Raw genomic sequence first — 23,001 nt, forward strand, 5'->3', positions numbered from 1 at the left:
CGATTTTCGCCCTTCTCGCAAAAGCGAAGGCCCGGGCCAGCTTTCGCGGACCCGGGCTCAAGAGCATTTCAAGTTGTCGACGGGCCTCGAAAGACCCGTTTTGATCAGCGGATGGCGACCAGGTCGGCGTCGTCCGTGACCAGGTAGATGGTGTCACCGACCGCGATCGGGTTGATCAGCACCGGAGCGCCGATCTTCAGGGTCTTTTCCTTGGCGCCGGTCTTGGCGTTCAGGGCCACGGCTTCGCCGGCGCTGGACACCGTGATCAGGCGTCCATTGGCCAGGATCGGCGTCGACCACAGGATCGGGTGCTTGGCGCGCTTCTTCTTCTGCTTCTTGGACAGGGCCTCGGTATTGTTGAGGTCCTGGATCCAGTAGACCGAGCCGTTCTCGCGCGAGACGCAGATCACCTGGCCGGCCTTGTCGACGACATAGACGACGTCGCCGGCGGCCCACGGGGTGGTGATGGCGGTGACCGGCAGGCTCCAGCGAGCTTGGCCGGTGCGCAGGTCGGTGGCGGCGAAGACGCCCGAGTGGCTAACGGCGAAGACGTCGCCCTTGTAGATCACCGGGCGGCCGGGGATGTCGCGGATTTCCGACAGCGCGTTGGTGCGGCTGGCGCGGCTCAGGGCCTCGCTCCACAGGTCGTTGCCGTTGGCGGCGCGCAGGGCCACCAGTTCGCCCGAGGCGAAGCCGGCCACGACGGTGTCGCCGCTGACGGCGGGGCTCGAGGCGGCCAGGATGCGGGCCGGCTCGCTCAGGGCCTGGTAGGTCCAGCCCGGCGCGCCGTTCTCGGTGGCATAGGTCAGCAGTTCATTGTCGGTCGAGACCACGAACACGCGGCCGTCGACGACGGTCGGCGCGCTGTGGATCGGCGTCGAGGTCTGCTGGGTCCAGCCGATGTTGCCCGTCGCGGCGTCGATCTGGGCGACGAAGCGGAAGCCCGACGAGACATACAGCTTGTTGTCCGGACCGACGGCGACGCCGCCGCCAAAGCCCAGACGGTCGTTCTTCTTGGGCATCAGGCCCAGGAAACCGCCCTTGATGGTCGGGCCGGCGGCCGGACGCAGGTCCTTGCGCCAGATCTGCGAACCCGACTTGGCGTCCAGCGCCACGACGTCGGCCTCGCCATCCATCACGTAGATGCGGCCATCGGACGAAACCGGCGGCGCGGTGACGTGGAACTTCTTCCCGCCCTTCTTGCCGAAGCCCTTCTTCCAGGCGATCTGGAAGCCCTTGCCAGCGTCGACGTGCTCGATCGACTGCTCGGCGTTGCCGCCCGGCAGGCGCCATTCGGTCTGGGCGACCGGATCGGGCAGGAAGAAGTCAGCGCCCTTCAGCGACTCGCTGGCCTCGACCTTCTGGTCGAAGGCGATGATCGAGATGCGCTGACCCTGGCTGGCCGTGGACTTGTTCTTGTCCTTGCCGCCGAAGGGATTGAGCTTCGAAACCGTCGAGCAGCCGGTAACGGCCATGGACGCGGACATCAGCGCGACCAGGGCGACGGAACGCTTGGAGATCATCAGGCGGCTCATTGGGCGGGGGCGTTGGGCGCGAGGCCGGCGGGCAGCTGGCCCATCGGCGGCATCGGAGGCAGTTTGGCGGCGGCCTTCACGGCCGCGCCCAGTTCCTTAGCGGCGCCCGAGTCGATCAGCTGCATGGCGGCCTGGGCGCGCTGGCGCACTTCTTCGGACGTGCTGCTGTCGAGCGAGTTGGCCAGGATGACGAAGTCCGCGCGCGCGCCGGCCAGGTCGCCGGCCTGCAGCTTCGCGAACGCCAGGGCTTCCTTGGCGTACACGCGGTACGGACTCTTTTCCCCCGCCAAAGGCGTCAACCTCGACTCGATATCCTTGAACGAGGCGGTGTCCATCAGGGCGAAGGCGGATTTGAGGCGGGCCAGGTCACCTAGCAGAACATTCGGCGCGACCTTGGCGGCCTCGTCGAAATAGCCGACGGCTTCGGTCGTCTTGTTCTCTTCGATGCGGATGTCGCCCATCTGCAGCAGGGCCAGGGCCTTATAGCCCTTGGCGCCGGTGTCGGCGACGGTCTTGAACTGGCCGAAAGCCTTGGCCGGACCTTGCTTCTGGGCGGTCTCCAGCGCGGCCTGATAGCCTTCCGAGGCCTTGTCGGCCTGGGTGGTCTGATACGAGGTCCAGCCCCAGTAGCCGCCGACGCCGACCACCACGGCCACCGTCACCGCCGCCACCCAGGGCAGCGACTTCACCGCCAGGCTGCGATAGCGCTCCGACCGAAGCTGCTCTTCGACTTCGTCAAAAACATCGACCACGAAACGAGGCTCCGAAACGGGCGGCAGGCCCTTGGACGTCGCGCCAGAACTTAGGCGACGTCGCTGGTTTAAGACAGATTGTGGCGAGCGGAGGGCCGCTCGCCGAGGCGGCGAACCTATAGCGTGCCGCGCGTAGCCGCAACGAGGCCTTTTACGACTTCTTGGCGTAGTAGGTTTCTGCCTCGCCGGGGAAGCTGCGATCCTTCACGTCCCGCGCGTAATCTGCGGCGGCGCGAGTGATCTCACCCTTCAGGTCGGCGTAGCGGCGCACGAACTTGGGGGTCCAGTCGAATAGGCCCAGCATGTCGTCGGTGACCAGGATCTGGCCATCGCAGCCGGCCGAGGCCCCGATGCCGATGGTGGGCGCATCGATGGCGGCGGTGATCTCACGGGCCAGGCTCTCGGCCACGCCCTCGACCACCACGGCGAAGGCGCCGGCGTCGGCGGTGGCCTTGGCCTCCTCCAAGATCCGCTCGCGCTCGGCGGCGTCCTTGCCCTTGGCCTTGAAGCCGCCGTCGACCAGCACCGCCTGCGGGCGCAGGCCGACATGGCCCATGACCGGCACGCCGCGCTGGGTCAGGTAGCGGATGGTGTCGGGCACCGTGGGGCCGCTCTCGACCTTCACGGCCTGGGCCCCGGTCTCCTTCATGATCCGCACGGCGTTGGCGTAGGCCTCTTCCTGCGAGCCCTCGTACGAGCCGAAGGGCATGTCGATCACGACCATGGCCCGCCTGGAGCCGCGCATGACTGCCTGGCCGTGCAGGATCATCATCTCAAGCGTTACGCCGACGGTGTTGGGCAGGCCGTGCACGACCATGCCGACCGAATCCCCCACCAGCAGCAGGTCGCAGGACTCGTCCAGGGCCGCCGCGACGGGCGCGGTATAGGCGGTGAGGCAGACGACCGGCACGCCGCCCTTGCGGCTGGCGATATCGGGGGCGGCCAGACGGCGGACCGTCTCTTCACGATGGGCGGACACGGGGCGAACCCTCCCTAGACGCTTTTCGGGCGCCGTTTGTGGGCCGGATCGCGCCGCACCGCAACATGAACGCATTCTCTGGCGCGTGGCGGACGCCAAAACCGGCGTCCACTTTTGGCTGCCACGCTTGCTACAGGTCCTCGACCGCCCGCGTCACAGCAAACGCCAGGGCCAGCACCGCCAGACCGGCCGCCAACCACAGGGCTTCGCCGCTGGCCGGCGCGCCGGTCAGCAGGCCATTGAACTTGGCCACGCCGGCGTCGATCTCGGTCTGCAGGTTGTGGCCGCTGTTGCGCGACAGCTGTGAGATCTCGCTGGAGAACCGGCTGCTGAGGATCTGGAACGCCGCGAAGAGACCGGCGGCCGTGCCGGCCAGGCCGATGAACAGCCGCCGCATCGCCCAGCCGCGATCCAGCTTGGAGGCCACCTCCGCATTGAAGAACGCCGCGTCCGGGAACGAAGGCGCTTCGGAGAACATGCGGCTCAGTTGGGCTTCGAAATCGGGTTCAGCCATGGGCTTCCCTCCTCGTCCCTTCCTCTGGTCGGGCGAGCTTCGCCCGAAGTTTGTCCAAACCACGTTTGACATGGGATTTGACCGTGCCGATCGGGATGTTCAAGGCTTCGGCCGCCTCGGCGTGAGACCAGTCGGCCCCGTAGCAGAGGGAAACGCACAGGCGCTCCCCGCGAGACAGCGTCTTCAGCGCCTCATCGAGGTCGATCCGGCTGGCCGCCGCGCCGTCCCCTGACGCGTCACGGACCGTGATCTCCTCGACCGGCTCCACGGTGTCCGAAAAGATCAGACGCGCCTCGCGCTTGACCTTCTTCAGATAGAGCCGCGCGGCGATCTTCTTGATCCAGGCGCCGAAGGCCCCCTCGCCCCGGAACTCCGCCACCTGTTCGAAACCGGTGATGAAGGCGTCCTGGGCCAGGTCGTCGGCCGTGGCGCTGTCGGCGCCCAGGCGCCTCAAGAGACCCCGAACGGCCGAGCCGTGCCGACGCACCAGCTCTCCATAGGCGCGCCGGTCACCCGCCGCCGCGAGGGCGGCGAGTTCGACGTCGTGACCGGTTGGCGGGCGATCCATGCCCATCGACTTCAAGCCCCTCCCAAGGCTTTCCGCTTAGACCCGCGGTTCCTTGTTCGGATTGAAGAAGCTGAGAACGATCAGCGCCAGGCCGATCATGCCCGGGATCATGGCGATGCCCAGCAGCGGGTGGAACGCGTCACGCTCCTCGAAGCCGATCATCGTGCCCAGGCCCGCCAGGCCCAGGCCCACGGCAAGCCAGATGACGCCCGAGCGCAGGTCGCGCAGCGCGGTGGCCGGCTGGCGGACGTCCTTGGTGATGGCGTCGATCAGCTCTTGCGGCAGGGCCTGGCCCTTATCGATGGCCGAGCGGATGGTCGCTTGCATTTCCTTGCGCTCACGGCTCTTGAGGTAGGCGGGAATGACGACGATGGCGATCACCATCAGGAACGGCATGGCCACGGCGGTCAGCGGGATCAGGTCTTCCATTTGAAACCCTCCAGGTCAGTGTTTGCGACGACGCCCCCGCGCCGCCTTCACTGGTAAGAGGACTTCACGGCCTCGTTTGGAGGCGCCCGTCCGCATGAAACTTTCGTAAGGCCGAAACTAACCGGCCAAAACTAACCGATCGAGAGGCCCAGGCGACGCCATACGCCGGGACCGCCGATCATCAACACGGCTGCGACGAAGGCGACCAAGGCGGCGACCGGGGCCAGCAAGGGCGGGATGGTTCGCACGGCCAGGTTCAGCACCGGCGAACAGGCCCACATCACCAGGCCGATCACGACCGCACCGGCCGCCCAGGCCGTCAGGCGGTCGAAGAACACCTGGCGCTCGATGCGCTGGATCACCTCGGCGGTGAAAAGATCGGCGCGGCTCTGCTTGGGGGTCTCCCCCAGGAAGGCCGAAAGTTGATCGTCCAGGTTCATCGCGAACCTCCCATAACCTGCAGCAGCCTCTCCCGGCCGCGGGTAACATGCGATTTGACCGTGCCCAGGGGAAGCCCCAGAGCCTCGGAGACCTCGGCGTGAGACCAGCCCTGCCCCAGGCACAGGGTGACGCAGGCGCGTTGGTCCTCGGGAAGCGTCGCCAGGGCCGTCTCGAGGGCCATGCGGTCCTCAGGCCCGACCTCGGCGGCGGTCTCCAGCTCCTGCTCGCCCCGCCAGGCCTCGTCGCGGGCGGCCGCGCGCTGGGCGCCGCGCCGCTGCGACAGAGCCTTCTTCCAGGCCACGCCATAGAGCCAGGCCCGAAAGCCCTCGTCCTCACGCAGCTTGGGAAGCCCCGCCCAGGCCGCTACGAAGGCCTCCTGGGCGATGTCGTCGGCGTCGATCCAGCCGCTCTTGCGCAGGAAGCCCCGCAACGGCTTCTCATGGATCGCCACCAGTCGGGCGAAAGCAGTCTGGGACCCCGCGCGCGCCTGTTTGACAAGCGCGGCGTCCATCAGACGGTCGGTCCGTTCCGATCGATCAGCACCTGCACCAGCGTCGCCGCGGCCAGAGCGCCCAGCACGAAGGCCACGATCACGAAGGCCTCGCCCGCACCGTACATGTTGGTAGCGGCCGCCACGGCGAAGCCTGAGGCCAGCAGGCCAAACAGCACCACCTGGTACCAGCTGCGCTCGCGGCGACGGCGATAGCGCGGACGCTCGTCGCGGTCGTCGTCGTCACCGTGCCAGCGCTTGTTGAGCTTGCTTAGCAGCTCGGGCGGCGGCTCGCGGCCGGAGGCCGCATAGGTCTTGATCAGATCCAGCGTCTCGCGGTTGGCGCGGTAAGACAACCAGCTCTGCCAGGCGCCGAAAATGAACCAGCTGAGCGGAAAGATCAGCCACCAGAACTGGCGAAACAGGTCCTCGGACATTGGGTCCCCCTAGCGCTGCAGCTGGGCCAGCAGATAGGCCGGCGGCTCACGGCCGCTTTCGGCCAGCTCGCGCAGGGCCTGCATCGTCTCGCGACGAGCGCGGTCCTTCAGCCAGGCGCGGAAACCGGTCAGCGCCATCGCCGACATCGGAAACAGCAGCCACCAGAAATCACGGAACAGGTCAGCCATCGGTCGATCCCTTCGATCAGCGGCGCGATCTCTCGCGCTTTCGAAGGTTAGTCGCCGCCGACCGCCACCTTGGATGCGCCGACATACGAAATAATTTCGGACATCGTGCTGAAGGACACCGTGGGCTGGTGCTGAGCCAGGATCGAGGGCTTGGCGTAGCCCCAGTTGACGGCCCCGCAGTCCAGGCCCACCGCGCGGGCGGCCTCGATGTCGCGGGTCTCGTCGCCGATGCAGATGATCTTGTCGCGGGACACGCCCTGGCGGGTCACCTGCTTGAACTTGCGGGCCTTGCCGAACAGCGACGCGCCGCAGGCATAGAGGCTGATCAGGTTGCCCAGCTCCTCGCCCAGCACGCGGCGGATCACCGCCTCGCTGTTGGAGCTGACCACGGCGATCTTCACGCCCGCCGCGTTCAGGGCGCGCAGCATCTTGGCGGTCTCGGGGAACAGCGGAATCGTGTGGGCGTCAGCGGCCATCAGCTTCTTGCCGGCACGCGCGATCAGCGGGAGTTTCCAGGGCGAGACGCCCAGATAACGGATGACCTCGCGCGTGCTGCGGCCGCGCAGCATCTCGATCTCATCGTCGGTGACGGTCTTGAAGCCATAGCGGCGCGCCATCGGATTGACGGCTCGCATCATCCACGCCGCGCTGTCGGCCAGCGTGCCGTCGAAGTCGAAAATGACCAGTTCGTACCGCGAGACGGCGTACTCCCCCACGCGCCTAAGCCCCCACCTTGAGTCCGTTCCACCCGGACGCTCCGTCCAGTGATAGACTGATCCCTCGTGAGTTGTCGTCTTAAACTTCGCTTGGAAGGCGACAAAACCCGTGGGCAATTCGCGGCTTAGCTTATCGCGTTCTCGTAGATATCCGGCTTGAAGCCCACCAGCCGACGTTCGCCCAGGTCCAGCACCGGACGCTTGATCATCGACGGCTGGGCCAGCATCAGGCCGATCGCCTTGTCGGCGTCCAGGTTCTGCTTGTCGGCCTCATCCAGCTTGCGAAAGGTCGTGCCGGAGCGGTTCAGGATGACCTCCCAGCCGTGCTCCTTGACCCAGCCTTCCAGCGTGGCGCGGTCGATGCCGGCGGTCTTGTAGTCGTGGAAAGCATAGGCCTGCCCGCGATCTTCCAGCCATTTCCGGGCCTTGGCGACCGTGTCGCAGTTCTTGATGCCGTACATCGTGGCGGTCATGGCCAAAGCTCCTGAGCGGACGCGAATCCGCGCCTTCCCCCTGCCCTAGCCGAGCCGACCGCTTGACGGCTAGCGCGATCAAATCCATAACCAGATCATTACATAATGAGTACGTTATAGATGAGCCTCGCCGCCGCCCGCCTCGACACCACCTTCGCCGCCCTGGCCGACCCGACCCGTCGCGCGATCATCGTCCGGCTGGCCCAAGGCCCAGCCTCCGTCGGCGAGCTGGCCCAGCCGTTCGCCATGAGCCAGCCGGCCATCTCCCGCCACCTGAAGGTGCTGGAGACCGCCGGCCTGATCTCGGGCGGCAAGGACGCCCAGCGCCGGCCGCGCCGGCTGGAGGCTCAACCGCTGGCCGAGGCCACCGCCTTCCTGGAGGCCTTCCGGGCCTTCTGGGAAACCCGCTTCACCGAACTCGACCAGGTCCTCGAGGACCTGAAGGCCCAAACAAACGAAGGAGACGTCCCATGACCAAGCTGATCGTCACCCAGTCCGGCGACCGCGACCTGATCGTCACCCGCGTGTTCAACGCACCGCGCGCCCTGGTCTTCAAGGCCTTGGCCGAGCCGGCCCTGGTGCAGCGCTGGATGCTGGGCCCGCCCGGCTGGACCATGCCCGTCTGCGAAATTGACCTGCGTCCGGGCGGCAAGTTCCGCTACGTCTGGCGCAACACGGCCGGCGTCGACATGGGCATGGGCGGGACCTATCTCGAGGTCGAGCCGCCCGCCCGCACCGTCCACGAGGAGATCTTCGAAGAGGACTGGACCGGCGGCCGCACGCGGATCACCACCTTGCTGGCCGAGGTCGGCGGCATCACCACCATGACCATGACGATCGAATACGCTTCGCCCGAGGGCCGCGCCCAGGCCCTGGCGACGCCGATGCTGGACGGCATGGAGTCGGGCTACAGCACCCTGGATACGCTGCTGGAGGCAATGTCTCAGCCGGCCTGAGCTTTACGGTTCAACTGACGGACGGCGTCCTTGCCGTTCCAGCGGGCCGTCGCATTCGGGCTCGCCGCCAATCGAGCGGCGCAGTCCAGGGCGGCGGCCTTCAGGATCGGGCTCTTGCGCGAGCCGATCGCCCGCAGCGCCCAGTTGACGCCCTTCTTGACGAAGTTGCGCGGATCGATAGCCGCCGCCTCGATCAGCGGCAGCCGCTCCAGGAACACCTCGTCCGGCAGTTCCTTGCGATGCAGGGCCACGCTGGCCAGCAGGGCGAAGGCGGCGCGCTTGTCGAATTCGCCCTCCAGCGTCGCCCATTGGTCGATCTTGGCCACGGCGTGGGGCGTGCGGTCAAAGAGGTCGAAGCACAGAGTGTCGGTGACCGCCCAGCTGTCGAACTCGGCCCGCCAGGCGTCCATCTGCTCGGGCGTCACCAACTTTGGATCATCGACCATGCCAGCCAGCAGCCGGGCCTCGTACCAGCGGGTATCCCACAACGCCTGGGCCAGTTCGTGGTCGCGGCCCAGCCGCTTGGAGAGCTTGCGCAGCTCGCCCACCGCCACGCCGAACGCCTTCTCGTAGGTGATCGCGAAGCCCGCCATGCGCTCGCGGTAGCCACCGTCGCCGAGCGCTTCCAGTTCCTGGAGGACCTCGGCGGCGGTCGTCATCAGCCGAAGGTCCACTCGGCCAGGACGATATGCTGGGTCTGGCCCAGCTTGCTCTGGACCAGCACGAAGCGATCGACGGTCCACCGGATCGGGTCGATCGCTTGCTCGGGCACGACCTGGCCGTCGTACAGCAGCGTGATATGCGGCAGGAACTGCTTGTCGGGCTTGAGCGCCGCGCCGGCCATCTTCAGGCCCAGCGTCTTCTGGAAAGCGATCAGCGCCGCGACGCCCTCCCTGCCCTGCAGGGTGAAGGGGTTGTTGCCCGGACGGTTGGCGAAGCTGACCGCCTTGTCGAACACCACCTCGAACGGCGCGGCCGAGAGCGCGCCGCCGGCCCTCTTACCCTTGGTCACCATGTCATTGGGCAGGCCGACATAGTCGCCCAGGTGATGCAGGGTGATGTGGAAACGATCGGTCAGCAGAGGCTGGCCGCGCAGGCCGAGAGCCTCCTTCAGGCGGCGGGCCTCACGCGCGATCCGCTCGGCGGTCTGGGCGTCCGGATACAGCAGGAACATCAGCCGATCGGTCGGCGTGGGCGGGTCGAAGCCCGGCAGGCCCATCTGCAGCGTTTCGGCCATCCGGCTCCCCTCGTTGGTCGCCGCCAGGATTACGCCGCTTCGGCTCTCCCTCCAACCATCGCATTACATTTCGTTTACGCGCGTAATCGTTGGCTTGACGCGATCGTTTACGTGCGTAATCGTCGAGGCATGGATACGAACCCGCACCGCATCAGCGCCGCAGAGAGCGAAGTCATGAAGGTCCTGTGGGCCGACAGCCCCAAGGCCGCCGAGGACGTCGTCGCCATCCTGGCCAAAGACCAGGGCTGGGCCGAGGGCACGGTGAAGACCCTGCTCAATCGCCTGCTGAACAAGGGCGCGATCGCCGCCGACAAGGACGGCCGCCGCTTCTTGTATCGCCCCCTGATCGGCCGCGACGACTATGTCGACACCGAAAGCCAAGGCCTGCTGGACCGCCTGTTCGATGGCCGCTTGGCGCCCTTGGTCAGCCACTTCTCCAAGCGCGAGAAGCTGGCCCCCGAGGATGTCGCCGAACTGCGCCGCCTGCTGGAGAAGCTGGATGACCAGTGAGCTCATCCCGTTCTTGCTGAAGGCCAACCTGGCGCTCGCGGCGGCGGTGCTGCTGGTGCTGTTCCTGCGCCAGCCTGTCCGGACCACATTCGGCGCCCGCAGCGCCTACGCCCTGTGGCTGGTTGTTCCACTGTCGATCCTGGCCCTGCTGATCCCCGCGCGGACCATCACCCTGCCCGCGCCGGCCGCGCCCAAGGCCGTAGCCGCTGTCGCAGCGCGCGGTCCGACCGCGCCAGCGCCTCAGCCCGTCGCCCAGCCAGCGCGATCGCTGCCGATCGGTGAGGCCGCCCTGGGCCTGTGGCTCGCCATCACCCTGGCGGCCCTGATCATTCAGGCCGAACGCCAGCGGCGGTTCGTCCGATCGCTGGGCAAGCTCAGCGCCGCCGACGGTCTCTTCTGGTCCGACCGCCCTGGCGTTGGCCCGGCCGTGATCGGCGCTCTGGCCCCCCGCGTGGTGCTGCCGGCCGACTTCGCGGCCCGGTTCTCGCCCGAGGAGCAGGCGCTGATCCTGGCCCATGAGCGCAACCACCTGGCCGTCGGCGACGCCCAGATCAACGCCGCCGTCACGGCCTTGCAGTGCCTCTTCTGGTTCAACCCGCTGATCCATGTCGGCGCGGCCGTGCTGCGCGTCGACCAGGAGATCGCCTGCGACGCCGCCGTGCTGGCCCGCCATCCCAAGGCCCGCCGGACCTATGGCGAGGCCATGCTGAAGACCCAGCTGGCGGCCTGCGCACCGCCGTTGGGCTGCCACTGGCCCGCCTCGGCCAACAAGCAACTGAAGGAGCGTTTCACCTTGCTCGCCCACCACCACGCCAATCGCCGTCGCCACCTGGCCGGCGCCGCTGCCGTCGCGATCTTGAGCCTCTCAGCCGGCGTGGCCGCCTGGGCTGCTCAGCCCGCGCAGGTCGTCCAGCAGAGCCCGGAACAGGCCAAGCGCGCCATTGCGCGCCACCTGAGCCAGCCTTTGTTCGACGCCGTCCGCTCTGGCGACACGGGTGCCGTCCGTGAACTGATCGACCTAGGCGCCAACGCCAATGCCGTGCTGCCCGGCGACGGCTCGCCGCTGATCGAGGCCGCGCGCCACGGCCGCATGGACCTGGTCCAGATGCTTTTGGCGGCCGGCGCCGATCCCAACCTGCCCGTGCGCGGCGACGGCGCTCCGCTGATCCAGGCCTCGCTGTCGGGCAATCTGGAAATCGTCCGCCTGCTGGTCGAGCGCGGGGCCAATGTCGAGATCTACGTGCCCAATGACGAGACCCCGCTGATCAACGCCGCCCAGGCTGGCAACCTCGCCATCGTCCAATATCTGGTCGAGCGCGGCGCCGACGTGAACCGCGCGGTGCCGGCCAATGGCGGCACCCGTTCGCCGATGAGCGAAGCCAAGCGCAACGGCCGGCTCGACGTCGTGACCTATCTGAAGAGCCGGGGCGCGCGCTCTTAAGCGCGCCCACCTTTTCCCAACAAAATCAGCGAGTTTCAAAACGATGGCGATCATCGACGCCCGGACTCTGCCTGACGCCAGCCCGATCGAGGCCGATCTCGTAATCATCGGCGGCGGCATGGCCGGCATCGCCCTGGCCAAGGAACTGGCCGGCGGCCCGCTGAAGGTCGTAATCCTGGAAGGCGGCGGCCTGGAAATCGACATGGAGAACCAGGCTCTCTACGCCGGCTCGGGCGTCCAGACGGCGCCGGGTAATCCGGACCGCGCCTTCGACGCCTATCCGATCCAGTCGCGCATCCGGGCGCTTGGCGGTTCAGGCATGGTCTGGGGCGGAAAGTGCGCACCGTTGGACCCCGCCGACTTCGCCGAGCGCGCCTGGATCCCCCACAGCGGTTGGCCGATCACACGAGAGCAGATGCAGCCCTACTACGACCGCGCCTGCGACCTGCTGGAGATCCCGCGCTTTCCGCTGGAGCGGAAGGCCTCGGCCGATCCGGCGCTGCAGCCCCTGGCGCTGGACGCCGCCGACGGTTTCTTTCCGGCCCCGCGTGAGTTCTCGAAATTCTCGGGCGGGACCGACAAGGCCGCCTTCGACGCCTTCCGCACGAAGTTCGCGGACGCGGCCAACATCACCGTCTACCTGCACGCCAATGTCGTCAGGATTCGTCGCCAAGGCGCCGAAATCGTTGGCCTCGACATCGCCTGCCTGGACGGTAAGCGCCACTCGGCCAAGGCCGCGCGCTACGTCCTGGCCACCGGCGGCATCGAGAATGTCCGTCTGCTGCTGGCCTCCGACGGCCTGGGCAATCGCCAGGACCTGGTCGGCCGCTTCTTCCAGGGCCACGTGACCTATTCCAACGAGGGCGACGCCGGCAACGAAGGCACGGCCGTGGCCATCGCGCGGGCCGAGCCGCTGGATCTCTACGCCCCGACCAAGCGGATGGCCGCACACTGCGTGATCGGTTCAGGCCTCAAGGCCCAGACGCGAATGAAGACCGGCAACTTCACCGCTACCCTGTTCCGCGCCGACGTCCCCGATCCCGACAGCAAGACGATCGCCAAGACCAATGCCCGGACGGGCGACGGCCAACTACTTGGCTATTTCGCCATGACCGAGCACTTCCCCAATCCCGACAGCCGCGTGACCCTGGATCCGGACCACAAGGACACCCTGGGCGTGCCGCGCGTGCGCCTGACCTGGACCTATGGCGAGAAAGACTATGCCTACCTCGAGCGCTCGGTCATCGGCCTCTCCGACGCCCTGGGTGCCTCGGGCGAAGGCCGGATGTGCTGGGCGATCCCGCGCGGCAAGCTGCTGGCCATCTCCAGCGCCTCGCGCCACCACATGGGCACGACGCGGATGCATGCCGATCCGAAGAAGGGCGTCGTCGATGCGGACCTGCGGCTGCACGAGGCCCGGAACCTCTATGTCGCCGGCAGCTCGGTGTTCCCGACCTCAGGCATCGCCAACCCGACCCTGACGATCCTGGCCCTGGTCATGCGCCTGGCCGACCACCTGAAGAGCGAGACTGTTCAATGACGAGCCGCCGCGACCTGCTGGCCGCCCTCGTAGCGCTTGCCGCGACCCCTGCCCTGGCGCGCGCGCCGGACGCCTTCGCGGGTCTGGATCCCGCCGCCGTGCGCCGAATGGGCGAGGCCTGGCGCAAACTGCACCCGAACGCCTCCATCCGTGAGCTGACGAAGCGCCTTTTCCCCGCCGGACGCGGCCCTGACGCCTTGCCCGGTCTGCGCGCCCAGGCGGCCGCCGACTTCCGCAAGGGCGCGGTGTTCAGCTATCGCGGCTGGAGGCTGTCGGACACCGAAGGCGCGCTGTTCGCGCTGCTGTCGCTGGAAGCCTGATACTCGACGTTCAGCCGCCACAGGGCGAAGGCCGCGCCGGTCAGGGTCAAGGCGACCGAGGTCATGGTCCATTCCATGCGGCTGGTCGGCTCGGCGACGATGCGCGGGATGTGCAGCAGCACCACGAAGCTGCCCATCATGCCGGTGATCGCCGGCCCGGCGGCCTTCAGCCCGCGATTGGACAAAAACGCCAGCCCGGCCAGCACGTGCCCCGCGCCCGTCGCCGCCGCCCAGCCGGTGCGCCACGGCAGCCAGGCCGGGACCATCTGCGCCGTGAAGCTCAGATAGACGAAGTGCGAGAGGCCAAAGACCAGCAGGCACAGCCCGAAGGCGATGCGGGTCGAAAAAGCCAGGCGGCGTCGCAAGTCTCCTCCGAGGGATAGCGCGAGGAGCGCGACGCCGCCCGCCGACATCGTCGCGCTCTCGGCCAGGCCCAGCCATTCGGCGACTGTGCTGGGTTGCGCGACGACGCGGGGGCCATGGAGCAAGGCGGCCCAAAGACCGAAGAAGATCGCCAGGAGCAGCCGGCCGCCCTTCGCCAGGCGCGGCAGCACCGCCGCCACGGCCGCGGCGGCCATCGCGACGGCGGAGGCGGAGGCCAGCATGGACCGGAGAGGAACGGTGTCCGGCACGGGCTGCCACTGGAAGGCGAAGTCGCTTGAGATCAGTCCCAGCACGCCCAGCAGAAACGCGCCCAGCGCATAGGGAACCGCCGTCTTCGACACCACCACCCCGACTCCCCCTGAAACCTCGGTGAGGCCAAGGAGCACGGCGTGATATGCGGAACTTGGGGTTTGTTGCGGTCAGGCCGCCTGACGCCACGCCCGGGGCGAACAGCCGAACGCCTCGCGGAAGGTGTGGTTGAAGTGCGAGAGGTCGTTGAAGCCAACGTTCAGGGCGATCGTGATGATCGGCGCCTTCGTGTCCAACAGTTGGTCGGCGGCGGCCTTGAGGCGCGCGCCGATCTGGAACTGGCGCGGCGTCTCGCCGGTCACGTCCCGGAAGGCGCGGATGAAGTGATAGCGCGACAGGCCCGCACTGGCGGCCAGCTCGGTGAGCGGCAAGGTCTCGGCATAACGACGCTGGACGTCGTGAGCGACCTCGCGCACCCGGCCATGATCGACACGGCTGGCGTCGCGGCGGCGCACGCGGCGGCCCAGGGCCAAGGCCGCGGCGGTGACGGCGACCACAGCCTCCTCCTGCGGGCGAACATCCCGCGCCAACTGGCGGATCGCGCCATACAGCGGCGCGGTCTCCCGGCCGGAAGCGACAGCGGCTACGGCGAAGCGGCCGTCAGCGCAGCGCAGGTCCTCGGCCAGTTCGTCCATCAGGACGTCGTCCAGCGCCAGCACGGCGCGGCGGTTACCGGCCCCGTCCAGATGCAGGCAGCCGAAGCTCTCCTGCGCATTGCCCAGCACGATCGCGCCGGGCGTGGCGGTCGCCGAGCCCACGGGGGTCTGGTAGCCGAAGACGCCCGACACCACCGCCCCGATCGCCGAGCGGGCATAGCGGTGGCGGGCCAGGGTCCTGGCGGGCGCGGCGCAGCGGACGTCGCCAGCGCCGTAGAGGCCGCCCCGGCTGTCCAGGACGGGACCGTCCTCTTCGACCCGGAACTCGGCCCCCGCCATGGCGCCTAGAGCGCCCGGCCGGTCGACGCGGTGTCGACCCGCGTCCAGGTCTGCGACTTGCACAGGAAGTTGGGCAGCAGGCAGCCCTTGGCCTTCAGGGAGGCGCGGTCCAGCAGCTTGACCTGGCCCGAGAAGGTCATGTCCAGGTCGGGCACATAGACCCGGCCCTTCCACTCATTGGGATCGCTGGCGGAAAAGTCACGCAGCAGCTGCATGCCGACCAGGTCCTGGTTGTTCTTCTTCTTAACGTCGGCGCGCGCCTCGGCATTGGCCCAGACGACATAGCCGCAGGTGCGCGTCTCGCACGGCTTGATCTCGATATGGACGCTGCCCTTGGGATTGCGCCAGACGCCATAGACGTCGCCCGCCTTGAGCGGCGTGACATCGGCGGCCAGCGCGGCGCCGGCCAGGCTCGACAGCGCCACAACGGCTGCCGCCAGCAGCGTATTCCTACGGCTCATGAAGCCCTCTTCCAACTCATCGACGCGCGCCATCCGGATCGCGGGCGCACGCTAGACGCTGGAGACAAGCAGGTGAAGCCGTCAGAATCTGGGCGAGCGCCCATTTTTGGGACCTCTAATCAAGCACGACGCTCTCGACCGGCACGGTCAGCAGGTAGCCCTGGCCCCGCACGGTGCGGATCAAAAGGTCACCGCCTTCCACCCGCGCCAGCTTGGCGCGCAGGCGGCTGACGATGACATTGATCTGCCGCTCGCTCTCGGAACGGTCGCCGGTATTGGGGTCCTGCAGCAACCGGGCGCGTGGCACGATCTGCTGCGGGTTGGCCAATAACGTGCTCAGCAGGGTGAACTCGCCCGACGACAGCTCGACGCTGCGCTCATAGGAGTCGAACAGCTGCCGTGTGATGACGTTCAGCCGCCAGCCGTCGAAGCGGTAGATGTTGGCGCGGTCATCGTCGCGCCGCACGCGCAGGCCGGCCTGGCGTCGGCGCAGCACCGAGCGGATGCGGGCCAAGAGCTCCCGCTGGCGATAAGGCTTGGCCACATAGTCGTCGGCTCCGATCTCCAGGCCCACGACAATGTCGCTCTCTTCGGCCATGGCGCTGACCACGATCACGCCCGGCTGGGGTTGCTGGCTGCGTAGACGGTTGCAGACCGAGAAGCCCCCCTCGCCCGGCAGCATGATGTCCAGCACCACCGCATCGACCGGCACGGTGGTCAGGATCTTGTCCATCTGCCGCGCCGACGAGGCGGTGACGACCTCGTATTCGTGCCGGCACAGCAGGTCATGCATCTGCGACCGCGCGGACTGGTCCGCATCGAGAAGTAGGATCCTTTGCCGCATGTCCATCACTCCGTCCTCTGGCGCGACTAAGGCGTAGCTGGGCGGAGCGGCGAAAATACTTTCCGTTTGTATTGCGAGGTTCGCGATTAAGGCGCGATTGTGGCGAGCGTCAGAACATCGCCCGGCCCGAGAACCGCATGTAGTAGCGGGTGGTCTTCTTGGCCGCCTCGGCCCCGCCTTCCAGCGCCAGATACGACAAGGCCGAGCCGGCGCGGATGGCGAAGCCCAGAGTCGCCGCGCCCCGCTTGTCGGCGATCGAGGTCAGGGTGAAGCTCTTCCCACCCCGGAACCGCGCCACGGTGTCGTCGAGGCTGCCCGACAGCGTCTTGCGATAACCGACCCGGATTTCCGGCCGCCACCACACCGCCTCGCCAAACTGCGCGCCAAGCATCAGGCCGACATCGCCGCTGAGATTGCTGAACGCCCGCGCGTCGCGGATCAGGTCGAAGCCATCGCCGCCCCCCGTCTCGCTGCGCTTGCCTTCCGAGAAGTAGAGGTAGTCCAGACGCGTTTCCGGCCGGATATAGGCGCGGCCGATCTTCTGCTCGTAGGCGATCCCGGCGAAGGCGTTGGCCGTAGCGCCGTTCCAGTGCGCGACATTGGTGGCCGAGGCGTCCGCCACGCCGTCGCCGTCGACGTCCTCGCTGTAGAAGCTGCGGTCGCCGGTCAGCCAGCCATAGCCGGCCCCGCCGCCCAGATTGAACCGCCAGCCGCCCACCGCGCGCCGCCAGTAGAGGCCAGCCTGGACCATCGTGTTGACCGTGTGCTCGCCAGCCTTGGCGGTGGTGTCGTGCTCCTCGACATTGACCATGGCCAGGGTCACGCCCAGCGCGCCGCCCGCATCGCCCATGGCCTCGTAACCGGCCACGAAACCAAAAGCCGCCGCATCCGAACCCTGGTCGGTCCCGTCCTCGCGCTTCACCATGGTGTTGATCTGCTGCACCCAGACGCTGTCGGGCCCGTAGCGGTCGCCCAGGTCGGGACGCACGGCGGTGGCGGCCGAGATCTGCTGGTTCACCGACTGCAGCGCCGAGAACATGCCCAGCCCCTGGTCGGGCAGCATCTGGTTGTAGAGGTTGTAGAAGCCGTCGCGGGTGTTCTGGGCCAGGAAGGCGCCGGCGATGTCGTCGTTCTTGGACAGGGCCGCGAACACAGCGTCATAGGCCGACCCCTGGTTGGCGGTCATGCCCGCCTCACTGGCCGAGCGCCGGCGCACGTCGATATTGATGCTGTTCCCCGACTGATAGGCGTTGGCCACATAGAGGTACGGCGCGCTGCCCAGCAGGTCCTGGTCGATCGTGCCGGCCGTCAGACTGCCGGCCTGGATGACCTCGAAGGTCGAGGCGTTGGTCAGCAGGTTGTTGAGCACCAACCCCAGCTTCGTCCCCGACTCGATCGTGGCGGTGTCGGCGATGATCCGCCCCCAGGTCCCGGCGGCCGGGTCGACGCTGAAGACCAGCTTGCTGCTGGCGCCCAGGGAGAGATTGGTGATCTTCAGGTCATTGGTGTTGGTCAGGGCCAGAATGCCGTCGCCGACGCTGATATTCAGGCGGCCGTCGCTGTCGGACAGGCTGGTCAGCACATAGGCCCCGCCATCGATCTTCAGCGTGTCCAGGCCCGCGCCGAAGTCGATCGCCCCGATCACGGAGCCGTTCAGGACGTTCAGGGTGTCGTCGCCCGAGCCGAACTGGATCTTGCCGATGATGGCCGGCTCGTCGGCGTCATCCACGCCGTCGCCATCCGTATCGGTGTCGGCCACCCCGTCATCGCCATCGTCCCCATCATTGACGCCGGTCTGGGTGATGGTGACGCCGGTGGTGTTCCTGGAGACGTCGATGGCGATGGCCTTGCCGGTGATGATCTCGTCCGAGGCGTCGGTATTGTCGTCGTCGGTGTCGTACTCATCATCCGTCGCCACCACATAGGCAGCGATCGAGCGGGTGTTTTTGATCGTCGTCAGCGTGCCGGCCTCGTCGAGGATGGCGTAGGCGTTGCCCTTCTCGCCCGACACCGTGGCGGTGATCACCCCGTCATTGTTCAACACGCGCGAGACCGCGCCCGAGTCGATCACCAGGGCCCGTGCCGAGAACTCGCCCTCCGACACCGTAGAGGCGCTGATCGAGCCCTCGTTCCAAGTCGTCTCGGTGACCGAGCCGGCCTTTAGCCGCAACCCGTTGGTCTGGGCCTCGTAACCTGACGCGCCGATCGAGCTGGTCACCCGGATGCCGTTGGCGAGCAAGGTCTCGTAGCCGGCGTCGCCGCCAATCTGCACGCCGGTGGTCTCGACGCCGTCATAGACGCTGGAGGCGCTGACCGAGCCGTTGATGACCAGGCCATAGGCGTTGTCGCCTTCGCCCACCGCGCCGATCGTCACCGTGTTGGTGTTCGAGCCGATCTTCAACGCCGGCGCGCCGCCCACGACCGAGATCGAGGCCGTGCCTTCCGCGTTGTCGGCGATGCCGTCGCCGTCTTCATCGTCGGTGGTGTCGTCATTGGTGTCCGTCGGCGGCCGGTCCAGCAGCACCCCGTCCGAGACATTGGCGGCGATGTTCACCCCGCCGCCGCCTTCCAGCTTGTCGTCGGCGTCCAGCAGCGCCCGGTCGTCGGGATCGCTGTAGCGCGAGGTGACGCGGTAGCCGGTCGAATAGACCGAACCCTGCAACACGAAGGCCCCTTCGATCGGCGCATCGACCGCCACGCCCACCGAACCCTCGCCGATGACGGTGGTCGAGCCCTCGATCTGCACCTTGCCAGCGACCGGCGCGGCGATATGGACGCCGTAGCCGCGGTCGCCCGTGACGCTGATCGTGCCGGAATGGACGAGGTTGCCGACCAGCGGCGTCTCGACGCTGATGCCGGCCGAGTCCATGCCCTCGATGGTGATCGTGCCGGTGTTGGTGATCGTACCGGTAAACGGCTGGTCTCCGGTCAAGCGGATGCCATAGCGGCGATAACCCTTGGCGAAGAAGCCGTCATAGTCGCCGTCTTCGTCGGTATCCTCGTAGTCGTAGTCCTCGGTCAGGCTGATCGAGCCGGCGCTGGTCACGCTGCCCGTATGGCCGCCGATGACGAGGATGCCGACCGAATCGTCCACGCCAACGCTGGCTAGGCCGCCGTTCATGGTGACGATGTTGTCGCTGTTCAGGGTGACGATCGCGCCGGCCGAGCTCAGCGTGATGACGCCGTCCTCGGTGACCTTCACGTCGTCGGCGGCCCCGTCATTGGGACTGGCGGTGGTGATCGGCGTGGTCCGGGTGCTGCTGGTGACCTCGACCTCGGCGAAGGCATGGCCGGCATAGAACAGCAGCGGGGCGGCGGCGGCCGTGGCGACGAGAAGCTTGCGCGGCATCGGGAACCTTCGAGGACAGTCCCCGAAGGCCTAGCCGCCACGCTTGGCGCTCGCGTGGCTGGCTTGTTTCCCGTCCGCCGCGCCTCGCAACCTGGCGCAGCTTCCCGTGACCTTTCGAAAGATTAGCGCACGTCCGTGAACTTCTTGGGCTCCAGATAGTGGCGCGTGAAGCGGGCCTCCTGGACGGCCCCCTTGAAAAAGTCGACCTTGTTCATCCGCGAGCCGATAGAGGCGCGGCCCGGGCCCTGCGGCTTGAACGGAACCTCGGCCTCGCCCTGCAGCACGCCGTTGACATAGGCGCGATACGTCTTGCCGTCGAAGCTCTGGGCGACGTGGAACCACTGGCCGACCGGGAAGCGCTTGTCCGGGAAGATGAGGGTGTGCTTGTAGCCCGGCCCCGTGACGAAGGCATCCAGCCACCATTCGGTCCCGACGGTGCGGATCTCGAACAGGAAGCGCGTGGTCGAGGCCGGCTGCCCCTCGGGCGCCATCTCCTGCAGGTGGAACCAGCGCTGAGCCTCGTTGCCGCCGTCGGGACGGAACACCGCCTCGAAGGTCCAGGTCTCGGCGCCGGCCAGCGGATGCTGCTCGACGAACAGGACGTCCTGCACGCCGTCGAACTGCACGGCCTTGCCGACGGGGCTGTCGATGATCTTGGGCGCGCCCTCGGTATGGGCCGCGACGCCGCCGATCCTGGTCAGGTTGTCGAAGGTCCAGACCACCTGGTCCTTGGGCTTCTTACCGGCCAGGGCGGGCGTCGCCGCGCCCAGGACCGACAAACCGGCGGCGGTCAGCGCCTCTCGGCGGCTCCATGCGAGCGTCATATCATCTCCCCGATTTTCTTTTCACGCGTTCCACTTTGTGGCATAGACTTCCACATAATGACAATGACACCGGTTGCAGTGGCATTGGGCGGAGGAAATCACGGATGTTTCGAGTCGTCTCCAACCACCGCACCTTGATCGCTCTCGCCTTGGCCGGGACCGCGCTGACCACCGGCGCGATCGCTCATGCCGCGCCGCCCCGCGCGCCCAAGACCGCCTCGGCGAAACAGGAGGCGCTCCCGTCGCCCGAAGCGGTGCTGGCCACATTGAACCGCGCCAATTCCGCCCAGATGAAGGCCATGCGCGCCGAGCCGATTCCGCTGACCACCGGTGGAGCCGTGCGCGAGATCTCGTCCAACTGGGTCTCGGCCACCTACTATGTCGGCGCCGCGCGCCTGGCTCGCATCACTCAGGACAAGGAGACCCTGAAGTTCCTGACCGACGCGGCCGAGCACTACAACTACGCCCTGCGCGGAGCCAAGACGCCCAAGGCCATGCTGAACGCCGACGAGATGGCGATCGGCGACCTCTATGAAGAACTCTATGCCCGCCGTAGGCAGGAGGGCGTAATCATGCCCCTGCGCCAGCGCCTGGATTGGGCCCTGCCGCACCTGACCCGCCAGCCGATCCCCGAGCATCTGGTCTGGTGGTGGAGCGACGCTCTGTTCATGGCTCCGCCCGTCCTGGCCCGGATGAGCGCCCAGACCGGCGACGCCAAGTACCTCAAGGCCATGGATACCCAGTGGTGGCGCACCTTCTCCCGCCTCTACGATCCGGACGAAAGCCTCTATTACCGCGACGAGCGCTTCATCGAGCGCCGTGACGAGCAGGGCCGCAAGCTCTTCTGGTCGCGCGGCAATGGCTGGGTGATGGGTGGCATGGCCCGCGTGCTGGAAGCGATGCCGGCCGACTATATCCAGCGGCCGCGCTATCTCGCGATCTTCCAGGCCATGTCCAAGCGGATCGCCGGCCTGCAGCGCGCCGACGGTCTGTGGTCCTCCAGCCTGTTGCAGCCCGAACGCTTCCCGGAGGCCGAAACCTCGGGGTCGGCCTTCTTCGTCTACGCCCTGGCTTGGGGCATCAATCACGGCGTCCTGGACCGCGCCACCTATCTGCCGGTGGTGGTGAAGGGCTGGAAGAGCCTTGAGGCCCAGATGCTGCCCAACGGCATGCTGGGCGCGGTGCAGAAGACCGGCGACCAGCCGGTGACCACGGCGCCGGACGATATCGGCCCCTACGGCGCCGGCGCCTTCCTGCTGGCCGGACTGGAGGTCATGAACCTCTCCAAGCCCGTGACCGCCCTACCCCTGGCCGAGCCCGCGCCAGACGCCGCCGCGTTCGTGACCGCCACCATGCCCACACCGGCCGTGCCGCGCACCGTGCGGGGTCCCGAGGAGGAAGCCCGCCACGCCACCGAGATGAAGGCCGTGGCCGCCCTGGCCTACGACCCGCTGATCGAGGGACCGGGCCTGGCGCCCGCCCAAGTCCCGTCGGCCGCGCCGGGCCAGCCGACGCCGCCCAAAATGATCTTCCGCATGGCCCCGCCGCCGGCCGGCCAAGACAAGCCGCGCGCCACGGTCCGCTATGCGCCCGAACGCTATGACGACATCCTGTGGGAGAACGACCGCACGGCCCACCGTATCTATGGCCCGGCGCTGGAGCAGTACGAGCCGCCCTCGACCTCGGGCATCGACGCCTGGGGCAAGAGCGTCCGCTACCCGTTCATGACCCGGCAGCTGCGCACCGGCGACCAGCACGCCTATCACGGCGAAGGCATCGACTATTACAACGTCAAGACCTACCGGGGCGCTGGCGGCCTGGGCGTCTGGGACGGCGGCAAGCTGTGGGTGTCGCGCAACTGGAAGGACTACAAGATCCTGAAGGACGGCCCCGACGCGGCGTCGTTCAAGGTTAGCTACGCCCCCTGGAAGGTGGGTGATAAGCGCGAGGTCTGGGAAAGCCGGATCTTCACCCTGCCGATGGGCACCAACTTCACGCGGATGGTCTCGACCTTCGGTTCCAACGCCAAGGGTCCGGTCACCGTGGCCATCGGCGTCACCAAGGCCCCGACCGCCAAGACGGCCGGCGACCTGCGCGCCGACAAGGCCAAGGGCGTCTTCTCGTTCTGGGATGTCACCGACCCCGACAAGGGCACGATGGGCGTCGCCCTGCTGATCGACCCGCGCCAGATCGTCGATGTGGTCGAGACCGACAGCGACTGGCTGGCGCTGGTCAAGGTCACGCCGGGCAAGCCGTTCGTCTACTATATGGGCGCGGCCTGGGACAAAGGCCTCGACTTCCACTCGCGCGCTGAGTGGGAGACCTACGTGTTCGCCCAAAAGCCCGACTTCAATCCGGAGCACTAGGC

The 23,001-nt window shown here is 67.6% G+C and carries 27 protein-coding genes; 7 read left to right on the top strand and 20 right to left on the bottom strand.

Features of this window, described 5'->3' with window-relative positions:
• Positions 1-104: 104 nt before the first annotated feature.
• The 12 genes from J7528_RS08360 to J7528_RS08415 form a co-directional block, all read right to left on the bottom strand.
• Positions 105-1,535, bottom strand: coding sequence for a PQQ-like beta-propeller repeat protein (locus tag J7528_RS08360; protein WP_291872803.1), 1,431 nt, complete (start codon positions 1,533-1,535; stop codon positions 105-107).
• The gene (locus tag J7528_RS08365; protein ID WP_291872805.1) at positions 1,532-2,287 is read right to left on the bottom strand and encodes a tetratricopeptide repeat protein; all 756 of its coding nucleotides are present in this window, start codon (positions 2,285-2,287) and stop codon (positions 1,532-1,534) included. The genes J7528_RS08360 and J7528_RS08365 overlap by 4 nt, the downstream gene beginning before the upstream one ends.
• A gap of 151 nt (positions 2,288-2,438) precedes the next feature.
• A complete protein-coding gene (gene panB, locus J7528_RS08370) occupies positions 2,439-3,266 on the bottom strand; it encodes a 3-methyl-2-oxobutanoate hydroxymethyltransferase (protein ID WP_291872807.1) in 828 nt (275 codons plus the stop codon).
• 130 nt (positions 3,267-3,396) lie between these two features.
• Positions 3,397-3,780, bottom strand: coding sequence for a hypothetical protein (locus J7528_RS08375; RefSeq protein WP_291872809.1), 384 nt, complete (start codon positions 3,778-3,780; stop codon positions 3,397-3,399).
• Complete coding sequence (locus tag J7528_RS08380; RefSeq protein WP_291872811.1) at positions 3,773-4,363, bottom strand: RNA polymerase sigma factor; 591 nt, start codon at positions 4,361-4,363, stop codon at positions 3,773-3,775. The genes J7528_RS08375 and J7528_RS08380 overlap by 8 nt, the downstream gene beginning before the upstream one ends.
• Positions 4,364-4,384: 21 nt before the next feature.
• The gene (locus J7528_RS08385; RefSeq protein WP_291872812.1) at positions 4,385-4,777 is read right to left on the bottom strand and encodes a DUF6249 domain-containing protein; all 393 of its coding nucleotides are present in this window, start codon (positions 4,775-4,777) and stop codon (positions 4,385-4,387) included.
• 131 nt (positions 4,778-4,908) lie between these two features.
• A complete protein-coding gene (locus tag J7528_RS08390) occupies positions 4,909-5,217 on the bottom strand; it encodes a hypothetical protein (RefSeq protein WP_291872814.1) in 309 nt (102 codons plus the stop codon).
• The gene (locus tag J7528_RS08395; RefSeq protein WP_291872816.1) at positions 5,214-5,729 is read right to left on the bottom strand and encodes an RNA polymerase sigma factor; all 516 of its coding nucleotides are present in this window, start codon (positions 5,727-5,729) and stop codon (positions 5,214-5,216) included. The genes J7528_RS08390 and J7528_RS08395 overlap by 4 nt, the downstream gene beginning before the upstream one ends.
• Positions 5,729-6,145, bottom strand: a complete 417-nt coding sequence (locus J7528_RS08400) for a hypothetical protein (RefSeq protein ID WP_291872818.1) — start codon at positions 6,143-6,145, stop codon at positions 5,729-5,731. Before J7528_RS08400 ends, J7528_RS08395 begins: the two co-directional genes overlap by 1 nt.
• A 9-nt stretch (positions 6,146-6,154) precedes the next feature.
• A complete protein-coding gene (locus tag J7528_RS08405; RefSeq protein ID WP_291872821.1) occupies positions 6,155-6,334 on the bottom strand; it encodes a hypothetical protein in 180 nt (59 codons plus the stop codon).
• Positions 6,335-6,381: 47 nt separating this feature from the next.
• Positions 6,382-7,050, bottom strand: coding sequence for an HAD family hydrolase (locus J7528_RS08410; protein WP_291872823.1), 669 nt, complete (start codon positions 7,048-7,050; stop codon positions 6,382-6,384).
• 125 nt (positions 7,051-7,175) lie between these two features.
• Positions 7,176-7,523, bottom strand: coding sequence for an ArsC family reductase (locus J7528_RS08415; protein ID WP_291872825.1), 348 nt, complete (start codon positions 7,521-7,523; stop codon positions 7,176-7,178).
• A gap of 120 nt (positions 7,524-7,643) precedes the next feature.
• Between J7528_RS08415 and J7528_RS08420 the strand changes: the two genes are divergently transcribed.
• Both J7528_RS08420 and J7528_RS08425 read left to right on the top strand, forming a co-directional pair.
• On the top strand, positions 7,644-7,997 hold the full coding sequence (locus J7528_RS08420) for a metalloregulator ArsR/SmtB family transcription factor (RefSeq protein ID WP_291872827.1): 354 nt from the start codon (positions 7,644-7,646) through the stop codon (positions 7,995-7,997).
• Positions 7,994-8,479 carry an SRPBCC family protein gene (locus J7528_RS08425; RefSeq protein WP_291872829.1) on the top strand — a complete coding sequence of 162 codons (486 nt, stop codon included), beginning with the start codon at positions 7,994-7,996 and terminating at the stop codon, positions 8,477-8,479. The genes J7528_RS08420 and J7528_RS08425 overlap by 4 nt, the downstream gene beginning before the upstream one ends.
• Here the strand turns inward: J7528_RS08425 and J7528_RS08430 are convergent.
• On the bottom strand, positions 8,467-9,138 hold the full coding sequence (locus J7528_RS08430; RefSeq protein WP_291872831.1) for a DNA alkylation repair protein: 672 nt from the start codon (positions 9,136-9,138) through the stop codon (positions 8,467-8,469). The two genes, J7528_RS08425 and J7528_RS08430, sit on opposite strands and share 13 nt — an antisense overlap.
• Entirely contained in the window at positions 9,138-9,716 is a 579-nt protein-coding gene (locus J7528_RS08435; protein ID WP_291872834.1) for a 2'-5' RNA ligase family protein, read from the bottom strand. Before J7528_RS08435 ends, J7528_RS08430 begins: the two co-directional genes overlap by 1 nt.
• Positions 9,717-9,845: 129 nt before the next feature.
• Here J7528_RS08435 and J7528_RS08440 point away from each other — a divergent pair, with 129 nt between their 5' ends.
• From J7528_RS08440 to J7528_RS08455, 4 genes are read left to right on the top strand one after another with little or no spacing between them, the layout of a single operon-like run.
• Positions 9,846-10,226: a BlaI/MecI/CopY family transcriptional regulator gene (locus J7528_RS08440; RefSeq protein WP_291873487.1), complete on the top strand. Its 381-nt coding sequence runs from the start codon at positions 9,846-9,848 to the stop codon at positions 10,224-10,226.
• The gene (locus J7528_RS08445; RefSeq protein ID WP_291872836.1) at positions 10,216-11,667 is read left to right on the top strand and encodes a M56 family metallopeptidase; all 1,452 of its coding nucleotides are present in this window, start codon (positions 10,216-10,218) and stop codon (positions 11,665-11,667) included. The genes J7528_RS08440 and J7528_RS08445 overlap by 11 nt, the downstream gene beginning before the upstream one ends.
• Positions 11,668-11,710: 43 nt before the next feature.
• Positions 11,711-13,207 carry a GMC family oxidoreductase gene (locus J7528_RS08450; RefSeq protein ID WP_291872838.1) on the top strand — a complete coding sequence of 499 codons (1,497 nt, stop codon included), beginning with the start codon at positions 11,711-11,713 and terminating at the stop codon, positions 13,205-13,207.
• The gene (locus J7528_RS08455; RefSeq protein ID WP_291872841.1) at positions 13,204-13,527 is read left to right on the top strand and encodes a hypothetical protein; all 324 of its coding nucleotides are present in this window, start codon (positions 13,204-13,206) and stop codon (positions 13,525-13,527) included. Before J7528_RS08450 ends, J7528_RS08455 begins: the two co-directional genes overlap by 4 nt.
• Here the strand turns inward: J7528_RS08455 and J7528_RS08460 are convergent.
• From J7528_RS08460 to J7528_RS08485, 6 genes are all read right to left on the bottom strand, one after another.
• Positions 13,461-14,252 carry a hypothetical protein gene (locus J7528_RS08460; RefSeq protein ID WP_291872843.1) on the bottom strand — a complete coding sequence of 264 codons (792 nt, stop codon included), beginning with the start codon at positions 14,250-14,252 and terminating at the stop codon, positions 13,461-13,463. The genes J7528_RS08455 and J7528_RS08460 overlap by 67 nt on opposite strands.
• A gap of 78 nt (positions 14,253-14,330) precedes the next feature.
• Complete coding sequence (locus J7528_RS08465; RefSeq protein ID WP_291872844.1) at positions 14,331-15,155, bottom strand: AraC family transcriptional regulator; 825 nt, start codon at positions 15,153-15,155, stop codon at positions 14,331-14,333.
• 5 nt (positions 15,156-15,160) lie between these two features.
• Complete coding sequence (locus J7528_RS08470; protein WP_291872846.1) at positions 15,161-15,616, bottom strand: DUF2147 domain-containing protein; 456 nt, start codon at positions 15,614-15,616, stop codon at positions 15,161-15,163.
• A gap of 115 nt (positions 15,617-15,731) precedes the next feature.
• Positions 15,732-16,460: a response regulator transcription factor gene (locus J7528_RS08475; protein ID WP_291872848.1), complete on the bottom strand. Its 729-nt coding sequence runs from the start codon at positions 16,458-16,460 to the stop codon at positions 15,732-15,734.
• 109 nt (positions 16,461-16,569) lie between these two features.
• Positions 16,570-19,809 carry an autotransporter outer membrane beta-barrel domain-containing protein gene (locus tag J7528_RS08480; protein ID WP_291872850.1) on the bottom strand — a complete coding sequence of 1,080 codons (3,240 nt, stop codon included), beginning with the start codon at positions 19,807-19,809 and terminating at the stop codon, positions 16,570-16,572.
• A 122-nt stretch (positions 19,810-19,931) separates the two neighbouring features.
• Positions 19,932-20,633: a LamG domain-containing protein gene (locus J7528_RS08485; RefSeq protein WP_291872852.1), complete on the bottom strand. Its 702-nt coding sequence runs from the start codon at positions 20,631-20,633 to the stop codon at positions 19,932-19,934.
• Between the two features lie 104 nt (positions 20,634-20,737).
• On the opposite strand from J7528_RS08485, the gene J7528_RS08490 reads away from it, so the two are divergent.
• Entirely contained in the window at positions 20,738-22,999 is a 2,262-nt protein-coding gene (locus J7528_RS08490) for a glycoside hydrolase family 88 protein (RefSeq protein WP_291872854.1), read from the top strand.
• Positions 23,000-23,001 lie beyond the last annotated feature (2 nt).

The sequence above is a fragment of the Caulobacter sp. genome (assembly GCF_017744445.1).
GTDB lineage: Bacteria > Pseudomonadota > Alphaproteobacteria > Caulobacterales > Caulobacteraceae > Caulobacter.